General features: G+C 50.2%; 23 protein-coding genes and 1 tRNA gene. 11 read left to right on the top strand and 13 right to left on the bottom strand.

The genetic code is table 11. From position 1 onward, the window contains the following. Window positions 1-35 precede the first annotated feature (35 nt). The 5 genes from UNDYM_RS22315 to UNDYM_RS22295 form a co-directional block, all read right to left on the bottom strand. A complete protein-coding gene (locus UNDYM_RS22315; protein WP_162043071.1) occupies window positions 36-443 on the bottom strand; it encodes a response regulator transcription factor in 408 nt (135 codons plus the stop codon). Window positions 444-665: 222 nt separating this feature from the next. Further along, window positions 666-2,366 (bottom strand): methyl-accepting chemotaxis protein, encoded by a 1,701-nt coding sequence (locus tag UNDYM_RS22310; RefSeq protein ID WP_162043069.1) that lies wholly within the window; start codon window positions 2,364-2,366, stop codon window positions 666-668. Between the two features lie 13 nt (window positions 2,367-2,379). Beyond that, entirely contained in the window at window positions 2,380-2,772 is a 393-nt protein-coding gene (locus tag UNDYM_RS22305) for a response regulator (RefSeq protein WP_162043067.1), read from the bottom strand. A gap of 146 nt (window positions 2,773-2,918) precedes the next feature. Continuing rightward, complete coding sequence (locus UNDYM_RS22300) at window positions 2,919-3,527, bottom strand: response regulator transcription factor (protein WP_162043065.1); 609 nt, start codon at window positions 3,525-3,527, stop codon at window positions 2,919-2,921. Then, complete coding sequence (locus tag UNDYM_RS22295) at window positions 3,524-5,938, bottom strand: PAS domain-containing protein (protein ID WP_162043063.1); 2,415 nt, start codon at window positions 5,936-5,938, stop codon at window positions 3,524-3,526. Before UNDYM_RS22295 ends, UNDYM_RS22300 begins: the two co-directional genes overlap by 4 nt. A 267-nt stretch (window positions 5,939-6,205) precedes the next feature. Between UNDYM_RS22295 and UNDYM_RS22290 the strand changes: the two genes are divergently transcribed. Further along, entirely contained in the window at window positions 6,206-7,981 is a 1,776-nt protein-coding gene (locus UNDYM_RS22290; protein ID WP_162043061.1) for a S41 family peptidase, read from the top strand. Between the two features lie 205 nt (window positions 7,982-8,186). Here the strand turns inward: UNDYM_RS22290 and UNDYM_RS22285 are convergent, their stop codons facing one another. Further along, entirely contained in the window at window positions 8,187-9,209 is a 1,023-nt protein-coding gene (locus UNDYM_RS22285; protein WP_162043059.1) for a ribonuclease I, read from the bottom strand. 255 nt (window positions 9,210-9,464) lie between these two features. Here UNDYM_RS22285 and UNDYM_RS22280 point away from each other — a divergent pair, with 255 nt between their 5' ends. Then, complete coding sequence (locus UNDYM_RS22280; protein WP_162043057.1) at window positions 9,465-9,746, top strand: hypothetical protein; 282 nt, start codon at window positions 9,465-9,467, stop codon at window positions 9,744-9,746. A 348-nt stretch (window positions 9,747-10,094) separates the two neighbouring features. Here the strand turns inward: UNDYM_RS22280 and UNDYM_RS22275 are convergent. Further along, window positions 10,095-10,168 (bottom strand) — tRNA-Gly (locus tag UNDYM_RS22275). A 405-nt stretch (window positions 10,169-10,573) separates the two neighbouring features. On the opposite strand from UNDYM_RS22275, the gene UNDYM_RS22270 reads away from it, so the two are divergent. Then, the gene (locus UNDYM_RS22270) at window positions 10,574-11,437 is read left to right on the top strand and encodes a hypothetical protein (RefSeq protein WP_162043056.1); all 864 of its coding nucleotides are present in this window, start codon (window positions 10,574-10,576) and stop codon (window positions 11,435-11,437) included. Window positions 11,438-11,756: 319 nt separating this feature from the next. On the opposite strand, the gene UNDYM_RS22265 is transcribed toward UNDYM_RS22270, so the two are convergent. Beyond that, window positions 11,757-12,164, bottom strand: a complete 408-nt coding sequence (locus UNDYM_RS22265; RefSeq protein ID WP_162043055.1) for a RidA family protein — start codon at window positions 12,162-12,164, stop codon at window positions 11,757-11,759. A gap of 90 nt (window positions 12,165-12,254) precedes the next feature. Further along, complete coding sequence (locus UNDYM_RS22260) at window positions 12,255-13,148, bottom strand: LysR family transcriptional regulator (RefSeq protein WP_162043054.1); 894 nt, start codon at window positions 13,146-13,148, stop codon at window positions 12,255-12,257. A 106-nt stretch (window positions 13,149-13,254) separates the two neighbouring features. Here UNDYM_RS22260 and UNDYM_RS22255 point away from each other — a divergent pair, with 106 nt between their 5' ends. The 3 genes from UNDYM_RS22255 to UNDYM_RS22245 all read left to right on the top strand — a co-directional run bounded on the left by UNDYM_RS22255 (window position 13,255) and on the right by UNDYM_RS22245 (window position 16,569). Then, complete coding sequence (locus UNDYM_RS22255; RefSeq protein ID WP_162043053.1) at window positions 13,255-13,797, top strand: hypothetical protein; 543 nt, start codon at window positions 13,255-13,257, stop codon at window positions 13,795-13,797. Between the two features lie 307 nt (window positions 13,798-14,104). Beyond that, window positions 14,105-16,102 carry a sulfatase-like hydrolase/transferase gene (locus UNDYM_RS22250; RefSeq protein WP_162043052.1) on the top strand — a complete coding sequence of 666 codons (1,998 nt, stop codon included), beginning with the start codon at window positions 14,105-14,107 and terminating at the stop codon, window positions 16,100-16,102. Between the two features lie 137 nt (window positions 16,103-16,239). After that, window positions 16,240-16,569 carry a hypothetical protein gene (locus tag UNDYM_RS22245; RefSeq protein ID WP_162043051.1) on the top strand — a complete coding sequence of 110 codons (330 nt, stop codon included), beginning with the start codon at window positions 16,240-16,242 and terminating at the stop codon, window positions 16,567-16,569. A gap of 13 nt (window positions 16,570-16,582) precedes the next feature. Here the strand turns inward: UNDYM_RS22245 and UNDYM_RS22240 are convergent, their stop codons facing one another. Then, the gene (locus tag UNDYM_RS22240; protein WP_197740940.1) at window positions 16,583-17,608 is read right to left on the bottom strand and encodes an alpha/beta hydrolase; all 1,026 of its coding nucleotides are present in this window, start codon (window positions 17,606-17,608) and stop codon (window positions 16,583-16,585) included. A 223-nt stretch (window positions 17,609-17,831) separates the two neighbouring features. Here UNDYM_RS22240 and UNDYM_RS22235 point away from each other — a divergent pair, with 223 nt between their 5' ends. The 4 genes from UNDYM_RS22235 (at window position 17,832) to UNDYM_RS22220 (ending at window position 21,609) form a co-directional block, all read left to right on the top strand. Beyond that, window positions 17,832-19,253: a glycoside hydrolase family 105 protein gene (locus tag UNDYM_RS22235; protein WP_162043050.1), complete on the top strand. Its 1,422-nt coding sequence runs from the start codon at window positions 17,832-17,834 to the stop codon at window positions 19,251-19,253. A 48-nt stretch (window positions 19,254-19,301) separates the two neighbouring features. Beyond that, complete coding sequence (locus UNDYM_RS22230; RefSeq protein ID WP_232063565.1) at window positions 19,302-20,558, top strand: DUF4861 family protein; 1,257 nt, start codon at window positions 19,302-19,304, stop codon at window positions 20,556-20,558. Between the two features lie 151 nt (window positions 20,559-20,709). Continuing rightward, the gene (locus UNDYM_RS22225; protein WP_162043049.1) at window positions 20,710-21,060 is read left to right on the top strand and encodes a hypothetical protein; all 351 of its coding nucleotides are present in this window, start codon (window positions 20,710-20,712) and stop codon (window positions 21,058-21,060) included. Window positions 21,061-21,327: 267 nt separating this feature from the next. Further along, window positions 21,328-21,609, top strand: coding sequence for a hypothetical protein (locus tag UNDYM_RS22220; RefSeq protein WP_162043048.1), 282 nt, complete (start codon window positions 21,328-21,330; stop codon window positions 21,607-21,609). 108 nt (window positions 21,610-21,717) lie between these two features. Here UNDYM_RS22220 and UNDYM_RS22215 read toward each other — a convergent pair whose 3' ends face one another. Continuing rightward, entirely contained in the window at window positions 21,718-23,742 is a 2,025-nt protein-coding gene (locus tag UNDYM_RS22215) for a hypothetical protein (RefSeq protein ID WP_162043047.1), read from the bottom strand. Between the two features lie 350 nt (window positions 23,743-24,092). After that, the gene (locus UNDYM_RS22210) at window positions 24,093-25,010 is read right to left on the bottom strand and encodes an AraC family transcriptional regulator (RefSeq protein WP_162043046.1); all 918 of its coding nucleotides are present in this window, start codon (window positions 25,008-25,010) and stop codon (window positions 24,093-24,095) included. A gap of 410 nt (window positions 25,011-25,420) precedes the next feature. Between UNDYM_RS22210 and UNDYM_RS22205 the strand changes: the two genes are divergently transcribed. Beyond that, window positions 25,421-26,188, top strand: a complete 768-nt coding sequence (locus UNDYM_RS22205) for an SDR family oxidoreductase (protein WP_197740939.1) — start codon at window positions 25,421-25,423, stop codon at window positions 26,186-26,188. Window positions 26,189-26,220: 32 nt separating this feature from the next. On the opposite strand, the gene UNDYM_RS22200 is transcribed toward UNDYM_RS22205, so the two are convergent. Then, window positions 26,221-26,664, bottom strand: coding sequence for an NADAR family protein (locus tag UNDYM_RS22200; protein ID WP_162043045.1), 444 nt, complete (start codon window positions 26,662-26,664; stop codon window positions 26,221-26,223). Window positions 26,665-26,913 lie beyond the last annotated feature (249 nt).

Below are 26,913 nucleotides of genomic sequence, written 5' to 3'. Positions count from 1 at the left end.
TGTTGTCAACTCTCAAATATTCGATGTGCATGGATTCAGATTGCAAGCCTGGATGCTGAGAAACTCGCTAATTTTTTATTCAGGGCTTTTTTTATGGCTGTGTTCAAGGCTTGTTCATCTATCGGTTTTTGCAATATGGCGACGGCGCTCGACAAGCAAGCCTGTTTAAAATCTTCTGTCAATTCGTGCCTGGTCAAGACGATCACTGGAATTTTTTTCGCCAGTTGCCCGAGCTTGGACATGATCGTAAAGCCGGACATATATGGCATGTGCAAGTCCAGGATGATGCAGTCAGGCTGTGTAAAGCGCAGGCTATCTATGAACAGATAGCCAGAGCTAAAACTCAGAGCCTTCCACTCCATCGTGCCTAATAGTGTGACCAACGCCTCGCGCGTAGCTGCGTCGTGATCAATAACTGCTATCCATGTAGATGTATTTCCCATGAGCATCATTTTATGATGCTGCGCGGTTGGGCGATATTGGACCTTGGTCCAATATGAGGCATGAATATGTCAAGCTGTGTTAAACCAGAAAAAAAGGACTACAGATATTCTCTGCAGTCCTTCAAATGCGATACATCTGCTCTATTTACTGCATCGCATCACTTGCTTCACCGAAAATCAGATAATGAAATAAGTTCAGTACAAAAGTAAAGCTTGCTTAGCTCAGAATTCTTCCCAAGTTCCCTCATTTGTCGTTGCAAGTTTGGGTGCTGGTGCAGCCCTTGCGACTGCTCGCTGGATTTTTTTTATCCCTGCAGAAGGCGCTTTGCTGACGGTCTCAGGGCGTGCTTTTCTTACTTGTGTTACTTGTGGAGGATTTGTGGATTCGATTTTAAATTGCTGCACCAGATTTGCCAGGCTGACGGCCTGCTCCTGCAATGAGCTGGCGGCTGCCGCTGCTTCTTCAACCAGGGCTGCATTTTGCTGGGTTACTTCATCCATTTGCGAGACGGCTGTATTGATTTGTTCTATGCCAGAAGTTTGCTCTGCACTGGCTGCCGTGATTTCACTCATGATGCCGGTCACATTGCTGATACTGCTGACGACTTTATCCATGGTTGTACCTGCCTCATCAACCAGGCGACTACCTTGCTCTACCTTTTCAACGGAGTCGTTAATCAGTATTTTGATTTCTTTGGCAGCAGATGCACTACGCTGTGCCAGGTTGCGCACCTCGCTGGCAACTACGGCAAAGCCGCGGCCTTGTTCTCCGGCGCGTGCAGCCTCAACCGCTGCGTTGAGCGCCAGGATATTGGTCTGAAAGGCTATTCCGTCAATCACACTGATAATATCGACGATCTTTTTGGATGAGGTATTGATATCACCCATGGTACTGACAACCTGGGCAACGACTGCTCCTCCCTGGATGGCGACTTCACTGGCCGAGATGGCCAATTGATTTGCCTGGTGGGCGTTGTCAGCATTCTGTTTGACGGTCGCAGTCAACTCTTCCATTGATGAAGCGGTTTCCTCCAAGGCACCAGCCTGCGACTCTGTACGGGAAGACAGGTCCATGTTGCCCGTGGCAATTTCCGTCGATGCAGTGCTAATTGTTTCTGTACCCTGGCGTACTTTCCCTACCAGATGGGCGAGGCTGTCATTCATTTGCTTCAATGCCTGCATCAGTTGACCCGCTTCGTTTTTTCCAAGTACTTCGATCTGGCTGGTGAGATCACCTTCTGCCACATTTTGCGCTACTTGTATTGCCTTTTTTAGCGGGGTGGTGATGGCACGGGCACTGCTCCAGGCAATCGTCATGCCGATTAAAATGGCTACCACGGTTGCAATGATCATGAAAGTCATTGAGGCCTGATAGGCTTCTTTCGCTTTGACTTCATCCTGCGCGTTCTTTGATTCTTGTAACACGACAAATTCGTGCAGGGCATCCTGCCATTTTGCATTGAGGGGAATGACATCTTTCAACAAAAACTTGATTGCTGCGTCCTTGTCCGTTTTCACCAACTCAACAAATTTGTCATTCTGTGTCCGTGCCGCCTGCTGGTCTTCCTTGATTTTATGCATGAAACTTTTGCCAGCATCGTCCATCGGCATTTTCTCCAGTTCCGAGTATGCCTTGTTGTACTGAGCGCGAGCCTCATCTATTTTTTTGTGCTGCTCTTGCGACATGCTGTCGTCGGGCAGTAATGCAATGGTTCTGATCACCCTAGATACAATATGTACTGAGCTGGCCATATCTTCCAGGTGATTGATTTTGACGATATTGACATCGACAACATGGTGTAGCGCTTCATTGGACTTGTGCATGCCATTGATGCCCAGCAGAGCGACGATTGCCAATATGCAAAGCAACAGGCCATAGCCAATGCCAAGTTGCTGGCCTATCTTCAGGTTGGATAATTTCATTTTCTTTCTCCGGCTAGGTGTGTGCTGCTAAATTGTCGTTTTGACTTAGTGCTTGTTTGTTTGGGTTCATCAACACTGTAGCTATTGTGGCAAACAATTCCTGATCGTCGACTGGTTTTTGTAAAACTGCTAAGGCATGTGCCAGATCAGCATTTCTCTGTCTTTCACTGACTTCTTGCCCTGTCAGAATGACGACAGGCAGCTCAGGTGCAATAAGGGCGAGCTGTTCAATGACGGCAAAGCCAGACATATCCAGCATGTGAAGGTCAAGTAATACGCATGCGGGTTGCCTGGACTCCAGGCTGCCCAGGAAGACTTTGCCCGATACGAAAGCGTGGGCTTCCAATCCAGCCGAGCGCAATAAGCGCAGCAAAGAGCGACGAATTCCTTCTTCGTCATCAATCACTGCTATCCATGTAGATGTATTTCCCATGAGTATCATCTTATGTTTGAAAAGATGATGAGGCTATTGGACCTTGGTCCAATAGCTGGCGTGGATTTGTGAAAAAAAGGTGAGTTGGAGTTGACGGGACTAGAGGGAGCGGGTGAATCTCAGGCTTTGAGTTTTTCCAGCAAATGAATAAGAGCCGCGACGGATGTCACTTCCATCTTGCTCATCACCTTGGCGCGGTGCACCTTGATGGTTTTTTCGACAGTTCCCAACTCTGCTGCGACTTGTTTGTTGAGCTTGCCTTTAATTAACTGGTGCAGGACTTCCAGCTCGCGGGGCGTCAGGCCATCGAGGCGGGCCTGTATCGTTTGTTTCTCTGCATTCGCGAGCCTGGCGCGCTGATTGCGTTCAAAAGCGGTATGTACCGCTGCCAGCAATTTTTCGTCGTTCACTGGTTTGGTTAGAAAATCTTGCGCACCCATCTTCATGGCAAGCACACCCGCATCTATACTGCCATGGCCTGTCAAAAAAATAATCGGTAGATCACTGCCCAGCTCTTTGAGTTTTTGTTGCAGTACCATGCCGTCCATACCTGGCATCGCCAGATCCAGCACCAGGCAGCCAGCCTTTTTCGCACCGCCGCTGTCCAGGAAGGCTTGTGCTGATTCAAAAGTGACAGACTTTATGTCGGCAGATTGCAATAGGCGAGCCATAGCCTTGAGTACAGCAGGCTGATCGTCAACAAGAAAAACGATTGGTGTTTCTGTCATGGTACAGGCTCGTTCAAAACAGGCAGGTGGAAACGGAAGCTCGCCCCCGTACCAGAGTGATTGTCATGGTTCTCATACCACAATTGACCTCCACTGGCTTCGATAATATTCTTGCAAATAGATAATCCCAAACCCATGCCATTCGCTTTTGTGGTGTAGAAAGCCTCAAATACTTTGCTGCCCAGAGCTTCGGGTACACCTGGACCATGATCATTCACACTGACTTCGACTTTGTTTTCTGGTGTCAGTCTCGTGTTAATTTCTATGATGCGCTGGATCGCATCCAGACCAGCAACAACTTCACTTGCATTCATGATCAGATTAATCAAGACTTGCTGCAATTGCACCGTGTCAGCGCTAATAGGTGGCAAATCGTCTTGCAATTCACTTAATAAAGTAATTCCCTGATTGATCATGTCATTGCGCAGGATATGCAGGACTTTCAACACTACTTCATTGATGTCAACATTGTGATGCTCACTGCTGCGCTTATCAAACAAGCGTCGCAAACGCCTGATGATTTCACCAGCGCGCTTGTCCTCGTCAACTATATCTTGCAGGATTTCGCCCAGCTCCTGTAAGTCCACTTCGGGCTTTGCCAAAAATCGTTGGGCGGCCTGGGCATTGCTGAGTATGGCTGTGAGCGGCTGGTTCAATTCATGCGCCAGAGCGCCAGACAATTCACCCATGGTGGCGACGCGTGCCAGATGCATGACTTCCATACGCTTTTGTGCTAATTCAAGTTCGGCTTCCTTGCGTGCAGAAATATCCACCGTTACACCACGGGTCATCAACGGCAGCCCTTGGTGATCAAATTCTACTTGCCAGACTACAGCCACCCAGCGTTCTGCCTCATCAGCTAACATTACTCTGAATTCGGCTTGATACCGATGCTGCTTTGCATGTTCATAATCTTCTGTAATAGTCTCTATGTGGCGGCGATCAGCTGGATGGATGCGCTGAATGACCTTGTGCATGTTCAGTGCTTCATCCTGACTAAAACCGAACTGCCTGCGCCATTCCAACGAGGCCCAGAATTCTCCCGTCCTCAAATCGCGTATCCATGCACCAATATTGGTAATATCACTTGCCATGGTCAGGCTTAACTGTATATCCCGCAAGTCGTTTTCACGTACTTGCAGGCGTTCAGACAATTGCAGTTCATGCGCACGGCGCTCGCGTTCAGTTTCGGTGATATCGCGAATGATGGCGATGATAGTATCCTGGGTGCAAGGCACCACCCTGGCTTCGAATTGCATATCTCCTCTGCCAGCAACAGGCAAGTCATGGCGAAATTCCTGCAATCTGCCGCTGGCCAGTGCCTGGTCAATTGCGTTTTTATACTGGATTGCCACATTTGGCGGTAACACTTCCTCAATTTTTAATCGCAGTAGTTGTTCCTTGCTTTGCAATAACATGCCTGGGTCAGGGGCATGCACGTCAAGATGGCGACCATCACTATGAATAGTCAGGATCAGATCAGGAATAGCTCTTACCAATGCACGGTTTTTTGCCTCACTTTCCATGAGCGCTTTTTGCGCCCGTTTCAGTAAAGTGACATCGGTCACCAAGACAAAGAAACCTTGCACGACACCATCGATAGTGTGGGCTATGTATTGCGCCCAGGTATGGGCAATATCTCCATTCGCCTTGACCAGAGTGCGCTCGAATTGCTGATCTACACCTTTCAAGACTGCCTTGAGATAGGCGATATTCATTGAAAACAGCTCCGGACCAAGCAAATCCTGCATGTGTATGCCTAGCATCTGCTCAGGTGTGCGAGCAAACCAGTTCAGGTAATGGTGGTTGGCATAAGTGCAACGCATGTCAGCGTTCCAGTAGGCCACCATACCCGGAAAGTTCTCAGCAACAACGCTGGCAAAATACTGCCCTTCTGCCTGATTCATGAGTTTGCCCTGCTGCCGCGTAATATCTGTCAATTGCACACCCAGGCTGGCTTGCTGATTTTTGGCGTTCAGCATGACCAACTCAAGTCGCAGCAAGACGAGTTCCCGGTCTGCCCTTACAACCCTTATTTCACAGGTTGATTTATTGCCAGGGGTCTTCAAGGTTGCCAGACAATTTTCAAGCACTTCTTGATCTTTAAAGACAAATGTTTGTAGCTGCCGCCCCTCCAGGTTTTCTTTTGTTGTGCTCAGCAAGCCTGCTGCAGTCTGGCTGGTACGCATCACCAGTCCAGCGGAATCTACGATCAGGCAAGGGGTGTGCGAATTCAGGAAAAAGTCTTTGTAAAAACTGTATTCGGTCTGTTGCGACTGGAGGGTAAGTTTAAGAGCTGCATTTTCCTGCTCAAGTTGCTCCATCCGCGCAAGCAAATGTTGTGCAGCAAGCTGATCACTTTGTGCTGTTGTCAGCAAGTCTTGCGGAGTTGAATGAGAATTTATTTGCATGAACTCTGAAATGGTGAGTTTTCAACTTTGCTTAATAAAAAATCGAGCGTATTGAGCAATATCAATCCAGATGTTAGCTTTGATGCCTGAATTGCATCTACATATAATATGTTTGCCTTGCAGGTAAAACAACAGACAGTGATCTGAGCATAGCTTATCTACATGAATAAACAATTATAAATTGCCATTTTTAAATGGCAATTTATAATTGTTTATTCATTTCCCCTTAGGCAACTTTACATTCTTTTTGTGAAAGTAAAATAATCTGTGAAAAATACTGTTTCTGCTTTGACTTTACGTCTGCTGGCTGCGTTCCCCCTGCTGTTGGCCTTTGAGCTCGCCAGTGCTGCTGACATCGCCGCGAGGCAAACCGCTATCAACACCATGATCAGCGAATCATCGCAAACCGTAGAAAACACTACCAATCATATCCACGAACTCAGGAATGAAGCCAATAATCTGTCCAAACCTGATGCCAGTAAAGAAGATTTGGAAGCAGCACTCACCAAAATCAGGCTGGCATTGACAGTGGTAGAGAGCAGCGAGTTTGAGCGCCTGGCCTCGACCGCAAGCCGTTACAAGGGGCAGCGTTTCAATCTCACCATGGATGCCGCCTTGCTTGAACTGCGCCTGGGCCATAAAGAGGCGTTTTTCAATTTGCTGGAAAGCAGCCAGACCTGGGTTTTATTACCTTCTTTGAAAGCATACCTGAACAGCCCTGCCTTTGACGCTGTCAAAGACGAGCCACGCTTCAAGGCTTACCTCAAGCTCTCGGATTTGCCTGCCAGAATGGGAAAAGCATCTCTGCTTGCCACTCCCTATAAAGACAATCTGAGTAGCGCAGAAAAAGTCGCTGGCCTGTCGATGTTCTGGTCTGAGGTTAAACGCAGCTTTGTGAATTTCCACAATGTTCCTGAACTCGACTGGGATAAAGTCTATCTGGAATACCTGGACAAAGTCATGCAAACCAGGAGCACCCGTGAATACTATCAGGTCATGACGCAACTGGCACCGCTGCTGCAAGATGGGCACACCAATATTTATGTGCCAGACGAGCTGCAAGACCTGTTTTATTCGCGCCCGGCGCTGGCAACTGCCCTGGTCGGCAAGAGCGTTCTCGTGACCAAAGTACTCAACCAGCAACTAGCGCAAAAAATCCAGCGTGGCGACGAAATCATCAGCATAGATGGCCAGGCTGTACACGAATATGCAAACACCAGGGTAGCCCCTTATGCCAGCAGCAGTACACCACAAGACAAAGTCGTGCGCACATATAGTTATGAATTGCTGATGGGAGAGAAAAGCAAAAGCATACGTCTCGGTTTGCGTGATGCGACTGGCAAGGAGAGGATAGAAATCGTCGCCCGTGGTCAAGAGCGCAATGTGGCTGGTGAGCCTGCCTTTGACTTCAAAATGCTGCCTGGTGATATTGCCTACCTTGCACTCGATCATTTTGAAAGCGATGCCGGGGTGAAAAAACTTGAATCGCTCATGCCCACTATCATGAAAGCCAAAGGCCTGATACTTGATGTGCGGGCCAATGGTGGCGGTTCCAGCGTTCACGGCGCTGCAATACTGAGTTTTTTAAGCAAGAAACCTGTACCTTATGCCCGTAGCACAGAGAGACAGGAGAGCAATGTCATGCGCACGCAAGGTGACTTGATTTTGCTTGATACCCTCAGGGCTGGCGTTGCCAAACCCTATAGCAAGGAGCGCAAGGAAGTCTACGCCGGGCCGGTTGTTGTTTTAGCTGGGGCAAAAACTTTTTCAGCCGCAGAAGATTTTTTGATGTCTTTCGTCACCATGCAGCGTGGTACCGTCATCGGCAGCGCTACTGCTGGCAGTACCGGCATGCCCATGTCATTTAAATTACCTGGCGGCGGCAGCGCGCGCATTTGCGTCAAACATGACAGCTTCCCCGATGGCCGCGAATTTGTCGGCAAGGGCATACTACCTGATATGGAAATCGTCCCCACCGTTGCCGACATACGCGCCGGGCGTGATGTGGTGCTGGACAAGGCAGTGGCTGTGCTCGGTAAATAGGGTAGATTGACCGACAGATTATGCGATGTAGATACCGTACGCATAACTCACTCTACGGCGTAAAGCCTTCGCACATCCTTCTGGCGAACAGTGCCGCAGAGCAGGGCGCATTGTAATGCGCCGCATGTGATGCCGATGATGCCGTATCGGCGTTTATGTCAATCTATGTCATTGCAGGGTGCGCCGCGCGCACCCTGCAAATTTCTTATCGCCCCCGGCCGCTCGTTTCGACAATAATTTCATTGTCACACTTGTCGGTCTGGCGGTTAAATCCCTCTGCATCGCCAACCAGTTTTGCCAGGCCCTTGCCCGTCTCAAAATTCGTTGGCAACTTCAGGCGTATCTCTTGCAGGTATTTTCCATCGGCACAACTGAGCATGAAATTCTGCGCGACTTTTTCGCCTTCCTGTTTCTTGAGCATTTCAAAAAAATCTTTCACCGCGAAAGATTTACCAGCGTGATCGAGAATGAACTTGCCTACCGCTGAATTATTGACCTCCTCGACGGCTGCCGCTGCAGTCTTGAAATAAGTATCCGCATCGCGTGCCTGGCAAGTGCCATGCTTGCTCCATTCATATTCACCAAACTTGTTTTCAAACTGAAAGTTAGGCATCCACTTGGCGATGCGTTTTATCGTGTCAGAAGACAGCTTCATCGGCTCGGTGGAACAGTTGCCGTAATTGATGCCGCATTCTTTTTTATTTGGCCACAGGCCATGCAGGGTAAGGTTATTGATCTTCAGTTTGCCACTGTTGATGGCATCACACTCAGGCTTCTTGCCTCGATAGGCAAAGTGCTCGCAAAAGCCGGGTTGCCAGGTGATTGCCAGCACATAGCTGTCTTCAAGATTCGGCGTGCTGCACATGGTCTGGCGCTCAGCCTCCCGGTTCGCCTTGGCCCGGCCCGCTGGTGGATTGTCTTGCGGCACCTGGTCCAGTTGTGCCGTACCACAATCCCGCGCCACCCAGCGCAAATTAGGATTAGCCCCATCCACATCCACCCGCAACCACGCATAGTCGCCAGGCTTGTTGATCTCCTTCACCGCATAGCTCTTGCCGACCACGGTATGCACGGCACCAGGATTACTTTGCTTGTTGAAAGACGAATACAGCTCGCAAGATTTGCTGGCGGTGAAGCTGCCATTCACGGGTTCGCTGGCATGGGCAGGAAATGTTGCCGTTATCAGCAATGCGAGCGCGACGATGACGCGTGATCTCAGTTGTTTCATGTTAATTTTTACCTTTTATCATCTGGTGGCCGCGGCCCGGCTTATGTGTGACGTAATTAAATAAATTTTGTCATTATTGTATCTGCATAGCAAAGATCAGTGGTACAAACATGACCGGTGTTTGAATTCTCTTATTGAAGGATAAAATTGACGGTAAATTTTCTTACTATAGAAAATAGAATAGGCAGGAGCGCCATTTTCGCGGCTATGCGTTATCATGTTGGATACTGCAGACACAGACAAAAAGGCTAAAGCATGAGTGCCTCAGTAAAATCACTTCTAGATCATCCACTCGCACTGACAAAAGCGGACCAAAAGCGCCTTGAAAAGTTGGCCGCTTTGGCTGGGCGCACTCCCCGGGTCATGCTCCGCTTTGTCCTGCGAGATGGTTTTGCCACTTGCGAAGAAGATGTGGCAGAAAATATCAAAGCCGACACTGAATTCTCAAAAGGACAAAGTAAGGATCATGATACGGTCATGAAGTCAGCTGCCGCTCGATTGAAAGAAAGTGATAAACGTGTCAGACAACGAGCATGAATTAAATGTACGTTGGTCAGCAAGCGCACAAAAGGCTTTTTAATCACTTTAGACCGCATTGCGGAAGAAAATTCTCTAGTCGCCAGTCAAGTGCTAAAGCGTGTAGGTAAATCAATCGCCATTCTTGCTCAGCAACCAGGTTTGGGGACTTTCACTGCTTTACCTGGTGTTCGCCGCTTCTCCATTCCCAATACTGGTCACACCATAGACTACAGAGTCATACGCGGTGAGTTGAGGATTCAGCGCTGGTATAGACAAAGACAAGCAAGCTAAAACTCAATTTGTTTGCCTTACAACGAGGGTTGGCAAGGGTGAGGCAGGGAACTAAAAGAAGAATTTAAGCGCAATTGGAGCGGGTGAAGGGAATCGAACCCTCGTATGAAGCTTGGGAAGCTGCCGTTCTACCATTAAACTACACCCGCGATCTCCACATTCTACGCGGGTTTCAAGGATGTTGGCAACTTCATCAGATGGCCGGTGTGATGGAAAATGTGATGGCTGCTTTCATATGGACGTATTTATTTTCACAACAAAGAAACATGAAATTCCAATAGATACCATTATCAATCCTGACACAGCTTTGCATGTGTTCAACAGGGGATGCGTAAGGTATTTTATTCTTCTCTGAATGAAAAAATAGAGTCAGATCAAATGTACACTTAGCTTTATGATCTGTTTTAACCATGGCGGCCTAAGCCGGAACGATTATGTGTCATCAGTGCTCCAACTAGAGCCGGGATGTGATAACAATCGGCCAATAGCAGGGACGCGCAAAGCAGTTGTTGCGAGTTTTTTACTGATATTCAGCACTTACTGGCGAGCACCGATTGAAAAAAACCAAATCAAAAATTGTAAAATTCTCTCTCTTTATATTTTTTATTGCATCCTGTTTGGCGGCAGCAGTACTTTTAAATCAGCCAATGTTAATAAAAGCTTTGAGGGCAAAATTTAAGTCGACGGATAACTTCATCGTGTTCTCCGCTGACCCTCGGATTCGATATGAGGAGAACTCAAAGGAAAATGCCTTTGCCTTACAAAAAATATTGCAAAGCAGCCAAAGCAGTGTAGAGCATCTTCTGAAATCAGAATTTAAGAAACCAATAGAGGTCTACGTCTGCGCTACCCAAGAAACATTCAATGAATATGTTTTCTTGTCGACAAATGTTAGAGGTGCTGTCTATTGGGGTAAGCTGTTCTTATCACCAGGGGCATTCAGCAGTGGCCAGTTGTCGCTCATCGAGCTGACTACACATGAACTGACCCATTACATTTTTTATACCCACTTGGGTGAAAAGGCATCTATTGAAAACATTCCGCTCTGGTTCAGAGAGGGCATAGCTGTTTTTGTTGCAAACGGAGGGGCTGCTTACACCCACGAAAAAGATGTTTTCCATCAATTCAGTTTAGAAGAAAAACAGAGTTTTCAATCTGGCTCTATTGATTATTGGTTTCATAGCAAAGACGCAGTTGATGCTGTGAGCAAGGCTGGCCGGGCGAATTGGATTTTATATAGAGTGAGCTCATTGTTTGTTCACTATCTACACGATTCGCAGCCGGACAACTTTGAAAAGTTGATAAGCCTGATATTTTCAGGTACTGAATTCAGCAGGGCTGTGGAGCTCTCATATAAACGAACTATTGAATCATTGCTTGTAGAATTTCAGCAGAAATTGTCCTTGGTTTCGGATTAAAAAAACAAGTAATAAGCGATGTGCTGGATGCAGCCGATCATCGCTCTCCGGGTGCCAGGTCAAGCCTGATCTAGTACAAAGTAGTCCTGCAAATGTAGTGAGATAAAGCAGTACAGATATTTAAAATACTGCACCCTTCAAATGAAGAGTTACCTCTTAAATATTACCTACCATGTTCAATTGATACATGAAACTTCAGTCAAATTTGAACCTTTGTAATTATGCCGAAATATTTCTCATTACATAATTTCATGTAGGCTACACGCATTTTTCTGGCGCTGACAACGTGCGCATAAGGCAGCTTCAGGCTATTCGCTGGTCACTGCGCAGAATTCAACTTTGCCACAGCTTCAATCTCTATCAGGGTATCCACCGTCGCCAAAGATGTGACACCGATACCGGTTAATGCCGGGCGTGATGTGCCCAGGTATGCCAGCAGCACAGGTACCACCTTCTCCATGTGGTCCGCAAGTTCGCCCCTGACATAGACGCGTAGTTGCAGGATATTGGCGACGGAGGAATTTGCTGCTTCCAGCACGGCCAGCAGGTTTTTGATTGCACCTTCTGCCTGTGCTGCGATGTCTTTATTTTTGACCTGATAGCTGCTGTCCCAATCGACCTGGCCTGAGATAAACACCAGGCGGCTTTCGGTGTCTATTGCTGCCTGCGACATGCCGAATGGCGCACCGTCATACAAGCTGGCAGGATTGATTTTCTTGATGGTCATATGAGCTCTCTGTTGAATAAACATGCAGAGAGTCTGAAGGAGTTGGCTGCGCTTGACCATCAAGGCAGGCTTGTAAGCGATACAAGCGATTTATGTGGCTGGCGAGAATTTTTTCTTTATCTTGTCCAGCAGCCATACCATGAAGGCATCGTTCCTGGCGCTGGGGTGGTAGGCGGCAACGACTTCATATCCTGGTGGATATTTCTTGAGTGGTATTTCAAACAGGCCAGCACATGGCATCAGGCGCGATGGTAAAAAGCCGACCATGCCTGATTGCTTTAAATATTCCTGCGCCATGAAAAAAGAGGGTACGGATACCTGCACCTTGCGGCGCAGCTTCTGTTGTTCAAACCAGCTGTCTGCCGAGCCTTTGAAGCTGGCGATGCCGGGTGATGTCACGACGAAGTCATAGTCGACCAGGCGTTCCAGCGGCAAATAATCATCAAAGACAATGTCTTTGTTGGCGGATACGCAGACATATCTTTCCGTGAAAATCGCATCTGACACGAGGCCCGCAGGCACATAGCCATTCGATGTCAGCGTCAGATCTATCTCACCTTGGTGCATCTTCTGGATCAGGTTCGCACTCTCGATATTGATGACAATGATTTTTACCCCGGGTGCAGAAATTCTTAGTTCATTGATCAGCTCCCCAACGATGATTTTTTGCGTATAGTCAGTGGCAGAGATGACCAGGGTTCTTGCGGTATTTGCCGGAGTGACTGAGCCAGGCAAGGGTATCTCATTGAGATGCATCAATACCTGGCGGACATGCGGCTGTATCAGTTTTGCATACGGCGTGGCGACAACACCATGACCCGTCCTGACAAAGAGCTGGTCACTGAGGATATCCCTCAATTTTTTAAGCTGCAGGCTGACGGCCTGCTGCGAGACGTTCAGATATTCTGCCGCTGCCGACAGGTTCTCAAACTTGTACAGGGCATCGAGGGTTCTGAGATGATTTATTTCCAGCTTTTCTATCATGCGGCCTCGTCTCGTGCTATGGTCGTTTCTACTTTAATTCCGGCAATTCATTTTAGCATTTTCAAGATGAATGCCGGGTAGCTCATACAGTTTGAAAGGATAAAAAATGAGCGTGCATTACAAGACGATAAACAAACTAAAAGAAAGCCAGGAACTGATAGACCTGTATCGCGACGATCTGGATAGCAATGCATTAACGGGCATCATTGCCGATTACTCGGACAAATTTGTACTGTTAAGCTTGTTCACCGAAGAGGGTGTGGCGAATGGATTCAGCCTTGTCTATGGCGAGGATATTACCCGGATACGCTGGGGTGGCAATTTCCTTGAATCACTGGATGCCTTAATCAAGCGCAACCAGGTTGTGCCATTCATGCCCGGGATTGCCATCAATTCTCTGGATGAAGCACTGGGCTCAATCCAAGAGCAGTTTGGGCATGTGACCCTGCATACAGAGCGCGTGCGCAATGATGTCTGTTTTATTGGTGAGGTAGAAGAATTGGATCAGGATTTTCTGGTGCTGCACGAATATGGAACCAGAGAAAACCGCGACAGGAAGCATACTTTGCTTGCCCTGGATTTGATTACACGTATTGATGCAGAAGCAGTGTATGAGAAAAATTTGAAATATTTATATTCAAGATCCTGATTGAGATCCTGACATGCATCACATTGATCGCAATGCCTGAACTGGTGCTGTGTCTGAACTGGTGCTGTGTCTGAACAGGCGCAGTGCCATGTACCGTGCAGACGCATTACCCCACTTGCGATGCATAAATTTTTCTATTGCCACGCGCCAATTGAAAATTTTTGTGCCTGCATAACTTATATCTTTGTTTTTTCGACAAGTCGCATTAAAATTAATAATTAGATAATTCAATGCAAGAGTGAACTTCCGTTCATCCTTGCTGCAAAGCTTCCGCATTGTTCTAGCCCTTAACGCACAAAGGATGATCATGAGCACAGCAAGCCCCAACGCCAGTAATTCCAATAGCAATGCCAGTGACAGCAGCGAGCCACCAGCCAGGCCGAATATCCTGTTCATCATGGTTGATCAGATGCGTTATCCGCCGCGCTATGCGGATGACCCGCTGGACCCGCTATACCAGATTTTGCGATTTGAAGAGGGTAGCCTGGCGGACAATCCGTATGCAGAGCAGTTCCCAGGTTTCGTCAAGCTGCGTGAGAATGGGGTGTCGCTGCAAAACCATACCTGCTCCAGCATTGCCTGTGTGCCCGGTCGTGCCACCATCATGACGGGACAATACAGTGCGCATAGTGGGGTGACACAGACCGAGGGCATGTTCAAGGTAGATACTGATCCGGCCTTTCCATGGTTGCCGCAAGATGGTGTGCCAACCATGGGTGACTGGTTCCGCGCAGCGGGTTATGAGACGCATTATTTTGGCCGCTGGGATTTATCGAACCCGCCTGATGGCAGTCTGGAGAACTGGGGCTTTGGCGACTGGGAATATTCAACCCCGTCTGACCAGCGCTTCGGTACGCCCAACCTCGGCGTGTATCGCGACAAGACCTATACTGACCTCGTCACCACCTTCCTGCGCCGCAAGGGCGTGGGTGTGGAGGCGAATATGATCAATAGTAACAACCCTACCAATGCCAGTTTTAAGCCGCGGCCCTGGCTGGCGGTGGCGTCTTTTGTCAATCCTCATGATATAGGTGCTTATCCATTTCCTTGGCAACCAGCGGTAGAAACACCAACTACACCGCCGACGCTGGGTGACATCATTGCGCCCTATGGTGCGCCTGTGAAAGGTACGCTGAGTCAGCCACCCACTTATGGCAAGGCACCCAATCAGTTCAAGGCAACTTACCGCGTGCCGCTGAATCCTGATGGCTTCAAACTCGGCGATGTCAGGCTGCCTGCCAACTGGCACGGTGACCTGTCCAGCAAGCCGGATTGCCAGTACGATTATTCCTATAAATTCCAGCTAGCACTGACGACATTGCGTGGTCAGCATGCCGTTGTGCCTTCGCCGTATCCCTTCAAGATGCAAAGCAATGCCGAGGACTGGTACCGCAACTATCTGGCGTTTTACCTGTATTTGCAATACCTCGTCAATATCGAAGTCAGCACCATACTTGAACGTCTGTATGAAAGTGGTCTCGACCAGAATACCATCGTCGTTTTCACTTCTGACCATGGTGAGCTTGCAGGTGCGCATGGCGGGCAGATAGAAAAATGGTGTGGCGCCTATCAGGAGGCCACGCATATTCCTGCCATTATTTCTTCACCGCTGGTCAATGGTGACAAAACCATGCGCACCGTGCAATGCCATACCACGCATGTCGATTGGGTACCAACCCTGCTGGGCCTGGCAGGCTATGATGAAAACGACAGGCAGGCACTGGCTAAATTCATACAGGGCCATGATGTCAAACCCCTGGCGGGCGAAGACCTGTCACCCGTCATCCGTGGAACGGCAAATGAAACTGAACGCCGTGGCGTGCTGTTTGTCTCTGACGACAACATCACCGCACCGCTGGACACCAACTATCTGCCTGACAAATACCAGTGGTATGTCGATATCACAGAACGCCTGACCAGCCCTACTGGCAAGCCTACCGAAAAGCAACCACTGACAGCATCCGGCCCGGTCGTACAACCCAACCACATACAATCATATTTTGAGAAACCATGGAAACTCGTGCGTTACTGGGAACCGCAAAATCCCACGAATACCCAATGGGAATTGTATAACCTCGATGCCGACCCGAATGAAAACCACAACCTGCTGCAATGGGATAAAAGCACAGGCGCGCCTATACTACGGTCTGGCCAGATCGTTGAGCTGGGCCTGAACCTGGCGCAGACAGAATTTGACCTCGCCTATTTACGCAAGGCTCTGAACCAGTCGCTGATCAAAGCTGGTTATACGCCGCAGAACATGCAGGACATGGGCATCGTGACAGATGGACAGGCACCGAGCTGAGGTCACTATTTGTTGCAGATCTGCGCTAACCGGATGTTGATTTATGCCTGCGCAATATTTGCGGGTATGGTGCGCATGGCGCACCATACCGGCTGGTGATCATCTTCTTTACCCATTGGGAATTTTTCAAGGCGCAAATGATTAAGCCGATCAGCTTGTTCTCCTGGCTCTACGATGTGGAGCCCGATCAAAGCGGCATACGTTTTTTTCTCTTCAGAGTCTGGACGGTTCATCACCTTGATGTTGATAACATCGAGTCGGTGGTAGAAACACATCCATTATTGCCTGGTGCATGGAATGCCTATAATTTCAAAAATCGATTTCTTGGCCGTAGCTTCATGCTTGAGAAAAAGCGTGGGTGGTTTACGCGGCGAGTATTGATTACACCCAAAGATCCCGATGCATTTTGTGCCTGGGTAAAGCTAAAGAATATCGATATTCGACTGCCTGGTGAAACAGTGCGGTGAGGAATTAGCAAGCTCAGGGCTTTTCAAACACGCACGCCAAAAACACTGTCATCGCCTCCACCGTTGTCCCCAGCCATGGATCAAACAGCCAGAAACTATGCGGTGTATCCGGTAGCAGCACGGTCTGATTGGCGATGCCAAGTGCATTCAATTTCTCCGCCATCTCATCCCGTCCCAGACTGAAGCGTTTTTGTGCACTGCCTATGAACAGGATGGGCGGTGTATTTTTGCTGACGTGCGTCAGTGGTGATGCGTCTTTCCAAACTTCAGGCTTTTCAGCATAGGTACCGCCAAACCAGGCACCCGCCGCAGATGGTTGCTTGCGCGGGTCGTCTTCATACTTGCGCGCTTCTTCTGAGGTAAAGTCGGACAGGCCATCGATATTGATGATGGCTTGCACTGTACTGGAAACGACGCTGGAAACCGCGCTGTGCCGTGCCTGTGGGTCAAATTCAGGCCTGTCATTGGTGACACCAACCAGGGCGGCGATCTGGCCGCCGGCCGAGCCACCTGCTACGGCTATGTGCGTGGGGTCTAGCTGGTATTCAACCGCATGCGTGCGCAACCAGCGTATCGCTGCCTTCACGTCATGGATGGCGGCGGGGTAACGCGCTGTATCTGACAAGCGGTAGCTGATGGTGGTAGCAACATAGCCGCGTTCTGCCAGACGTATCGCCATGGGGGCGAGGTTGTCGCGAGTGCCTGAGCGCCAGCCGCCACCATGCACCAAGACTATGCCTGGCAAGGCTGCGCCGCTGCTACTGTTGCTACTGCTGCTGTGAGCCGGCATGAACACATCCAGTTGCAGGGCTTGGCCCTGATTGCTGACATAGCTGATATTGCGCAAGACCCTGACAGTCGCAGGTGCCTGCTTGCTGGCGATGTGGATGTATGGATATGTCCCCGCCAGCTTTTTATAGGTGTTCTCGGCTGTATAGGCATTGTCAGCCGGCTGGGGTTGAGCTGGCTTTGCGCATGCCGTGAGCAGGCTTGCTGCCATGCATACAGAAGCAAACAGGGTGATGATGGCTGGCTTCAAGCACTGCTCCTTCATGTATTTATATCAATATTGCTGCTTGCCTGCAGCAGGCAGGCGCAAGAATTATCGCATAATCATAGGATAAGCGGCTAGTCCACATTGCATTATTGGACAGACCAATTTAGAATGGTCTGACCAATTAAGAGCAATAATATCGCTTCAGGTAATGAATTCAAGAAAAACGCAAACGAGACAAACCAACAAATCTTCCAGGCGGGCGCACATGAAACCAAGTTCTACCCTTGTTAAAAACTTATTGACCACGGTCATCGCATCCTTGTTTTTGTGTGGCACGGCCTATGCTGATGGCGGTTACCGTAACAGGGACAATAAAGACCTCAAGGATGCAGGCGAGGGTACTTATCCTGTGCCTTACCAAAAGCCGGAAGTGGCAGAAATCACCGAAGCCCTGCACCGCATACGCGCCTATATGGAATCAGTCACGCCTACCCGCGTGATCCAGAAAAGCACAGGCGCTGAGATCACAGACTTTAGCAAGTCACCGGTTGCCGATGCGATTTTTGAGCCCAGCAAGGGTGACTTTGGCATCCTGGTCTATGAAATGGGTGTAGTGCATGCAGGTTTGATGAAGGCGGCAGAAGTCACTGGCGACAAAAAATTCACGGCCATGACTGAGCGTCATTTCCAGTTCTTTGCCAAGACCATGCCTTACTTTGATGCGCAGGAAAAGCAGTTCCACCTTGAGCGCGCCAACAGCTTTGCCCGCTTCCTGGACCCGCGCTCGCTCGACGATAGTGGCTCCATGTGTGCGGCACTGATCAGGGCCAGGTTTGCCAATATCGGCCCAGACCTTAGTAACATGATCAAGGTGTGCAGCAATTTCGTCTCCAAACAACAATACAGGCTGGCTGACGGCACGCTGGCCAGGAAGCGCCCGCAGGCATCATCCCTGTGGGCAGACGATATGTATATGGGTGTCATGCCGCTTGGTGAAATAGGGCATTACACCAAAGACCGCAGCCACTTTGATGATGCTGTCAAAAACGTGCTGCAAATGTCTGCCTATATGTTCAACAAGCAGGCGAATATCTACACCCATGGCTGGAATGCGAACAACCCTGACGCGCCGCGTTTTTACTGGGCGCGCGCGAATGGCTGGGCAGTGCTGACCATGTCTGATCTGCTCGATGTGCTGCCCAAGGATCACCCGGGTTACCCCAAAGTACTGGCGCAACTGCGTGCCACCCTGAATGGCGTAGCCGAGTTGCAGTCTGGCCAGGGCCTGTGGCACCAGATGCTGGACCGCAATGACTCTTACCTTGAGACATCTGCCAGCGCCATGTATGTGTATGTGTTTGCCCATGCCATCAACCAGGGCTGGATCAGCCCGACGACTTATGGCTCGATTGCCCAGGCTGGCTGGAATGCGCTGTACCCGCGCATCAATGCCAAAGGCCAGGTCGAAGGCACTTGCGTAGGCACCACCTTTGCGAGTGACCAGGTGTATTACTACAACCGCCCCACCAGCGTCGATACCCTGCATGGCTATGGCCCCGTGCTGCTCGCTGGTGCTGAAATGATCAAATTGTTGAAAAATCCGGCGATTGAAATCCAGCACAAGGTGCGCACTTACCACTATCTGCCTGCTGGCAACAGCAAGACAGATTATCGCGAACACCATTGATGCATTACATCTTATGGATACCAACAGGACACCAACAGGACACCAACAATGAAATCCATCGCCATGAAACAGGCACTGCATCTCTCGCTGCGCTATCAGATACTTCCACTCGTCTTGTTCAGCCTGTTTGGTGCGGGAGCGGCCAACGCTGCCGACAAGCTCACTATCCAGGTCAGCCATGATCTTGAGGCCGCGCGCCCGTCTGAAACCATTACGCTGCCGTGGTCAGAAGTCAACAAGGCCTTGCCCGGCGCGCTGATACAACGCATTGCCGTCAAGGATGCCAAGGGTAAAGTGCTGGCGCACCAGGTCACCAATGTTGCGCCTCTGTCGAAAGACCCCAAGGGTGAAGGCATTGCCTATGGCGAACTGATTTTCCAGTATGATTTTGCGCCAGGCGAAAAGCAGGCTGTCTTCAGCGTAGAAAAAATCGATACCCTGATACCGGTATTTGAAACCAAGGCCTTTGCCCGCTATATCCCAGAACGTCTGGACGACTTTGCCTGGGAGAATGACAGGATAGGCCACCGTACCTATGGCCCGGCACTCGAAGCGCCCGCACCGTCAGGCAGCAATAAAGAAGTCCTGCGCAGCAGCGGCCTCGACATCTGGTTCAAGCGCGTGAGCTACCCCATCGTCGATCGCTGGTACAACAAGGGTCATGATCATTACCACAAGGATGAAGGCGAGGGCATGGACATGTACAATGTCGGCCGTTCACGCGGCTGCGGCGGCACCGGTATCTGGGACGGCCAGACCCTGTACACCAGCGCCAACTACGCTACCTGGAAAATCATCGCCAACGGCCCCATACGCACCGTGTTTGAACTCAATTACGATAACTGGGATGCGGCTGGCGTCAAGGTGTCTGAAGTCAAACGCTTCACCGTTGATGCCGGTCATTTGTTTGATCAGATGGAAAGCACCTTCACTTTCAGTGGCCCGGCACAACTGAAGGTGGCACTTGGCCTGAACAAGACACCGACAGACAAAGGCCAGAACCCCGTCATCAAGCTCAGCAAAAATCAGGCTACGCCATCCATCACCCAATGGGTAGATCAGGCCAGCAACGGCTCGATAGGCACGGCCATTATTTTGCCAACGGCAGAGGGCTATGCAGAAGACAAGCTCAATGATCTCATCGTCGCCACAGTCGCCTCAGGCAAGCCCCTGCGCTATTACGTAGGAGCAGCCTGGGACAGGGCCAGCCCCTACAATAGCAATGAAAAATGGCAGGCCTATGTGAAGGCCCATGCCGAGAGAATGCAGCATCCCGTCATGATTGTGGCGGTACGCACGCCTTGATATTGAGGTCTGGGTCATTCAAAAAGCACCAGATATGCCGCCATGCATTTCTGGTTTTTTTTCACGTTGCATCTCCCCGGTTGAGAAGCTACCATTGCGGTTTTCAGGCAATGCGTCTTTGCACCGTATAGTGCGCTAACAGGAGAAAGTAATGGGACTGGGTATCAGCATAGGCACTCTGGCAGATTGCGATGATGAAGAGCTTGAATGGTCACAGGAGGATTTTGCGGCAATTAACACCGTGCTGGCACAAGCCGGTTTGCCAGCGCACGTAGAACCCAGGTCTTTGCCTGCAATGGAATCCCGTGCGCAGCTTGATGGTTTTCCCTATTCCTTCCTGCATTATCTGCGCCGTGCTTATGCGCACCGCAAGGCAGACCCTGCATGGGTAGCAACGCCGCTGGCAGACAATGAAGACCCGGGTCAGGACGATGCATTGCAGGCAGAATATGACAGTCTCGATAGCCATCTCGTCTGCCATTCAGATGCAGAAGGCTATTAGAACTCATTTCATAAATAGGGTGAAATGCGTTTGTCTCATAACGTGGGCTGGCAAGGCGGACGAGGCGGTCAATAGCTTTGCCTATTGATAACGAGTCCAACGCAGTCCAGCGCGCGTTATGAGGCAAACCCTCCGGGAACTGACGATTTGGGCGCATTGCAGCGTTGTGCCACTTGCAAAGGCGGACGCCTTAGCTGCGCGTCACGCCTTGCACTGCATCCCAAATCGTCTTGTTCGCACTCATCCTATTTATGAAATGAGTTCTATGTGCCTGTCGATTTTGATGAAGTTCTGTTCGACAGTGAAGAAGCCGGTTTGCCAGGCGGCATGCTCGGCTCCTCTTACCGCCTGATGGACGAGTTGATATTGGTTGCACCGGCGCTGGGCATACAACTCGACAACGGGCAATTGTCAGATGCCGAAGTAGCACGCATACAAGAACAAGCCGAAAAAGAAGCTGCCTGCTACCGTGAGCTGGAAACATGGATCACGCTGTTTGAGGCAGCTCGCCTTAGCCTGGAACACAAGACCGCCATCGTGTTTTGCTGAGCATGGTTTGGGTCATCTTCCAGGCAGTAAGCGCGACTATGCAGGGGGCTTGGCCGCCCTGCAATCGTATCCGCAAAAACGAGGAAAACTGATGCTGTCTCAGGTAACTCAGCCTGCGGGCCCGGGCAGGTTCACATAAGGTTTCCACTGGGCAGCAGGTTCTGGATCACTGTAGCCAGGGACGTTGGCGACGTTGAGTTTCCAGCCTCTGGTGCCAGTAAAAAAATCCAGGGGCGTGGTATCAAGTGCGAAAATGGCTTCGAGCAGGTTCTGGTCGGGGAAGGGGCCTTCGCTTTGCTGTATGACAGCGGCACCGACTTCCATGCAGGCATGCCACCAGTAAATGCTGTTACCCTGGCCTTCCAGTACCTTGCACATGAGCGCATAGCGCGGCACATGATGCATATACGGATAGGTTGGAAGACGTATCGATTGTATGCCCTGACATCTCACGATCTTCCATTTGACGGGCATGAGTATCTGGTAAAAATTCAGGCTGATGGCTTTGTCTGCATCCTTGATTTTTTCATAGGTCGTGCCGGGTGCCCAGAACCAGACGCCACTGCGTATAGCTTGGCCGCAGGCGCTGAGTCTGCCCCAGTCTTTGAGAACGGCTTCCTGAAATTTGGCCCTGGCATTTTCTGCTTCCACCAGCATCTCATTGAGCGTACCTGCGAGTTCAGCGCAGGCGATATGCAGGGCGTGGTTACCGTCAGGCAGCTTGTGCTTTTTGTTCAGCTCGTCCATCGCATAGCGCAAACAGGCGACTGAAATATCCACGGCTTCGGCATTGACAACTGCCTTGGCCTTGCTGATGATCTCGCCTTCCAGTTTGTCAACCAGGATGTGCAGCACCAGTTCTATCACTGTCTTGGGATGATCTGCAGCCTTGTCAGGCAAGCCCATCATTTTAACGACCTTGTTGTAAGTGTTGGTGTAGATGTTATTCATGATGCCGTTGAGCGTGCCAACATTGCTGGACAATGTAGTCATGCCCTGCACGTATTCCAGTTCATTCAGCAATTGATACTTGACGATGTCCCAGTCTTCTTGCGTGAAATTTTCTGGACGTACCATGTTGCTTAGATTGCCAGTCCAGATAGAAAACGTCGCATTGATATTGGTGTATTGCGAGCGCAGGCCATTGATATTGGTAATGCCCAGCTTGGCCGACATGTCATCATAAATCTGTTTCTGCTTCGTCGTCATGGTGGGCCAGTCTTGTGCAGGCTGATCGATGACGCCGATGGAAGCGTGCTGGAAAGACATTTTTTCAACGGAAAAAAAGTAACATGAGCGCCAGCTCGCCGCCGTGAAACCTACCGCCATCTTGCCGAGTGCAAAACTCTGCACGACGGCACCATCGCGTATCAGATACAGGTCCCCCTCAGTTTGCAGGCTGGCAGAGGTGCACCAGTATTCCTTGTCTTCACATGCACCTATCCAGTTGATGCTCACGTGTGGCAGCTTATTGTGTGTGACCCATGCGCCATCCTGGAGGCGCAGTACGGTGTTGTAGCCGTTTTGTTTGGCCAGCGCCAGTAAAAAATCGGCAGCACCCGCACTGATCTGCAAGATGCTTGTGCCTTCCGGGGTGGCAATTTTCTTCCAGACATTGTTGGTGTATTGCCAGACGTGACCGCTACGCCCGCGTACCCACATATTGCCGTCTGACGTGGCAGTGATGGCAGACGGTAAATCATTATCTTCCAGCGCAGGCAACATCCTGACTGAGCCAGGATCAGTGATGATATTTTTGTGAAATTCCATGATAACCGGGTGCCTGTCCTTGCTGCGTATAAAAAACGCATGCTGAAAATTCACCGGTGCCAGATGCTGGGGGAAGCCGAACATGCTTTTATTATGCAGTGCATAGTCGCAAATCTTGACCATTGCACCCGTGCTTCTGTCCAACTGCGAGACACTGTCACTGGTCAGTGTCCAGACACTGCCATCAGCAGCCACGGCCAGGCCCTGGTTTTCGGTATTGTTTGGATAAGACAGGGTCGAGGTAATGCCCGTCTTGAAGCCCAGCGCAGGTCGCGCCCCGTGGGTTGCGCTCAAAGCGGTGGTGCGAAACAGGCCGGGTGGCAGGGCAGCGAAAGCATGGGCAGCAGGTGTAGCAGTGGTCATGGGCATCCTTCAAATGACAGAGCGCGGGTATTAAAAATAGATGCCTTTATTGTATGGCAGAATCGATTGTCACCGTACCTCGCTAACAAATATCCTGTCGATTTGTTGGGCCAGGATGTGATATTTTTTGGTTCATCGATTAGCCGCGATGTAATTGTGATCTCCATGCAAATGAGCCGTGGCATTGGACGGGCCGGGTCAGGCAATGCGATTAATATTTCTCTTTAACTCTGTGCCATCTCTGTGTCTAAGTGACTCTGTGGTGAGTTTTTTGGTTTTGATTGTGTGCAGGGCCGCGATAAATGTATCCATGACTGAAGTGCCCAGGCTTGGGCGGGGCCTTGCAAGGCTCAAGCTATATCTCGATATTGCCTCGCCGCGTCCATATCCCGCGCTGGCGGCAGACCAAACATGCGGCCATATTCGCGCGTGAATTGCGACACGCTTTCATAACCGACGGCAAAGGCGGCACTGCTGGCCGACATGCCTTCTGCCATCAGCATGCGCCGTGCCTCGATCAGGCGTAGTTGCTTCTGGAACTGTAACGGTGACAGCGAAGTGATGTTGCGGAAGTGATGATGGAATGAAGACGGGCTCATGCCTGCCGTGGCAGCCAGACGTTCAACCGGCAAGGGCTGCGCAAACTCTGTCCTGAGCAAGGCAACTGCACGGGCGATGCGGTGACTATGCCCTTCCAGCCAGCCCAGCCTGCGTATGGCCTCACCATGCTTGCCAGCCAGCAGCCAGTAATGCAGCTCACGCACGAGTTGCGCATGCAGTACCGGCAGGGCGGCAGGACGCTCCAGCAAATTCATCAGGCGTAATGCGGCATCGGCGACTTCAGCCTCGGTAGCCTCAAAATGCAGCGGTGTGGTAGCCACATCAGCCACACCAGTCACACCAGGCCCACCAGACACATCGCGCATTTGTCTATTCAGGTCGGCGATGATGGCCGGGTCCAGGTCCAGTACAAGCGAGATATACGGTGCAGCAACACTGGCCTGGGTGATCTGGCTGACGGTCGGTACATCTGCGGTGATCAGCAAAGAGTCACCCGCATGGAAATGAAAAGTCTGCGCCCCCATCGTCACTTGTTTGCTGCCCTGTAGCACCAAGCAAATCAGAGGATTGGGTATGCCATGCACCAACCCGCTCGGTATGGACGAGCGTATCGTCGTCAAACCCGGTATCGGTGTTTGGGCAAGGCCGCTATCGTCAGCATGGGCATTTGTATAGCGGCGTACGGCATTGAACAGGGGAGTGGTCATGCTGCAATCTTAATGTATTCTAGAACTCATTTCATAAATATGAATGAGGCGCGTTTGCCTCATAACGCGGAATGGTAATGCGAACACGACAGTTAATGCTTGCATCATCAAAAATAAATTCTATGTTATCTGGTACACGTTATGAGGCAAACCCTTCGGGAACTGACGATTTGGGCGCATTGCTGTGTTGCACCCTTTGCTAAGGCATGAGCCTTAGCTGCAGGTCACGCCTTGCACTGCATCCCAAATCGTCTTGTTCGCACTCATCCCTATTTATGAAATGAGTTCTAGTTTTGACGCATACAGCTATTGGAGGATCAGGCAAAGAATGTCGAGGTTTTGGCAATGCTGTCGGTGTCATGTGCTCCTATCATGAACTTCCCTCAACGCAGACAAGCAGGAGTTCAATCATGAGTACAGATATCAACAAGATTACCATCGTTACCGGTGCCAGCCGTGGCCTGGGCCGCAATACCGCATTGAGCATTGCCCGCAAGGGCGGCGATGTCATCATCACTTATCATAGCCGCAGCGATGAAGCCCAGGCGGTGGTGGCAGAGATCACGGCCATGGGGCGCAAGGCACTGGCCTTGCAGCTCGATGTAGGCAACAGCGCGGGCTTTGCCGCCTTTGCAGACAAAGTACGCACAGCCTTGCGTGATCACTCGCAGCGCGAGAGTTTTGATCATCTTGTCAATAACGCTGGGCATGGCGACTATGCACTCATAGCAGAGACTACCGAGGCGCAATTTGATGGCCTGGTCAATGTACATTTCAAGGGCGTGTATTTCCTGACTCAGGCATTGCTGCCTCTGTTGGCAGACGGTGGCCGCATCGTCAATTTATCGACCGGGTTGACCAGGGTATCCTACCCCGGCTATGCCGCCTACGCTGCGGTAAAGGCGGCGGTGGAAATGCTGAGCGTGTATATGGCCAAAGAACTTGGCAGCCGCGGCATTGCTGTTAACACCGTCGCCCCTGGCGCGATAGAGACCGACTTTGGTGGTGGCGCTGTGCGCGATAATCCAGAGGTCAATAAAATCTTTGCCGACATGACAGCCCTGGGCCGCGCCGGCTTGCCTGACGATATAGGCCCCATGATCGCCAGCCTGTTGTCTGCCGATAATCGCTGGGTCAATGCCCAGCGCATAGAGGTGTCGGGCGGGCAGGGGATTTGATCTGCTTTATTGACTGAGACCAAGCTGCCGTTTCAGATATTGATGGAGGTCCTTATCTCCATCAATATTCTGCCCAGCATATTCTTGCCACGCCCATCACTGCCACAGCCCCAATAGTCATCGTCGCTGGTGTCTTCGACCAGTTTTGCTGCGCCTGTACTCAACAGCAAGGCTGTTAAATCCGCATGCTGCTGGAACTTCGCCATCAGTGCATCCCGCATGACCTGCACTTTGACAGACTCCCAATCCGGGCGCAGTTTTTCTGTACGCGCTCGTCCCAGGCGTGCAGCAATCGCAGGCGTGTTGGCCTTGCGTATTTTTTCGCGATATGCCGCATCCACAAATTTCTGCGCCTGGAAATAGTGTTCAGAAGTGGGCCAGGTTTTGCCTTTGATGGAGATGGAATAGCGTGCGAAGTTGGAGAACTCTCCATACTCGTCTTCGGCTGAATAGAATTTGATTGTCGTTTCCTGCATATTTTTTTTTGCGATATCTCAGTTTTCTTCAGGCTTGAACTATAGAGTGGCAAGTGACACTGCGCAATGGCATTGAGTGTATAGCCACGCGATGAAGTTGTGCTGTTATTTGCCATGTGGGAGCAGATGCAAAGGCTTGATGCGCTGCCACGACAAATTTGCAATTGTTTTCAATTTTATATTATTAATTGCATTATTGATATTTCAATTAAATATTGAAAATTATCATAATAGTATTGCCAATAAATT

It is taken from the genome of Undibacterium sp. YM2 (assembly GCF_009937975.1).
Lineage (GTDB): Bacteria > Pseudomonadota > Gammaproteobacteria > Burkholderiales > Burkholderiaceae_D > Undibacterium.
This window is presented reverse-complemented; position numbering and strand designations above follow the sequence as displayed.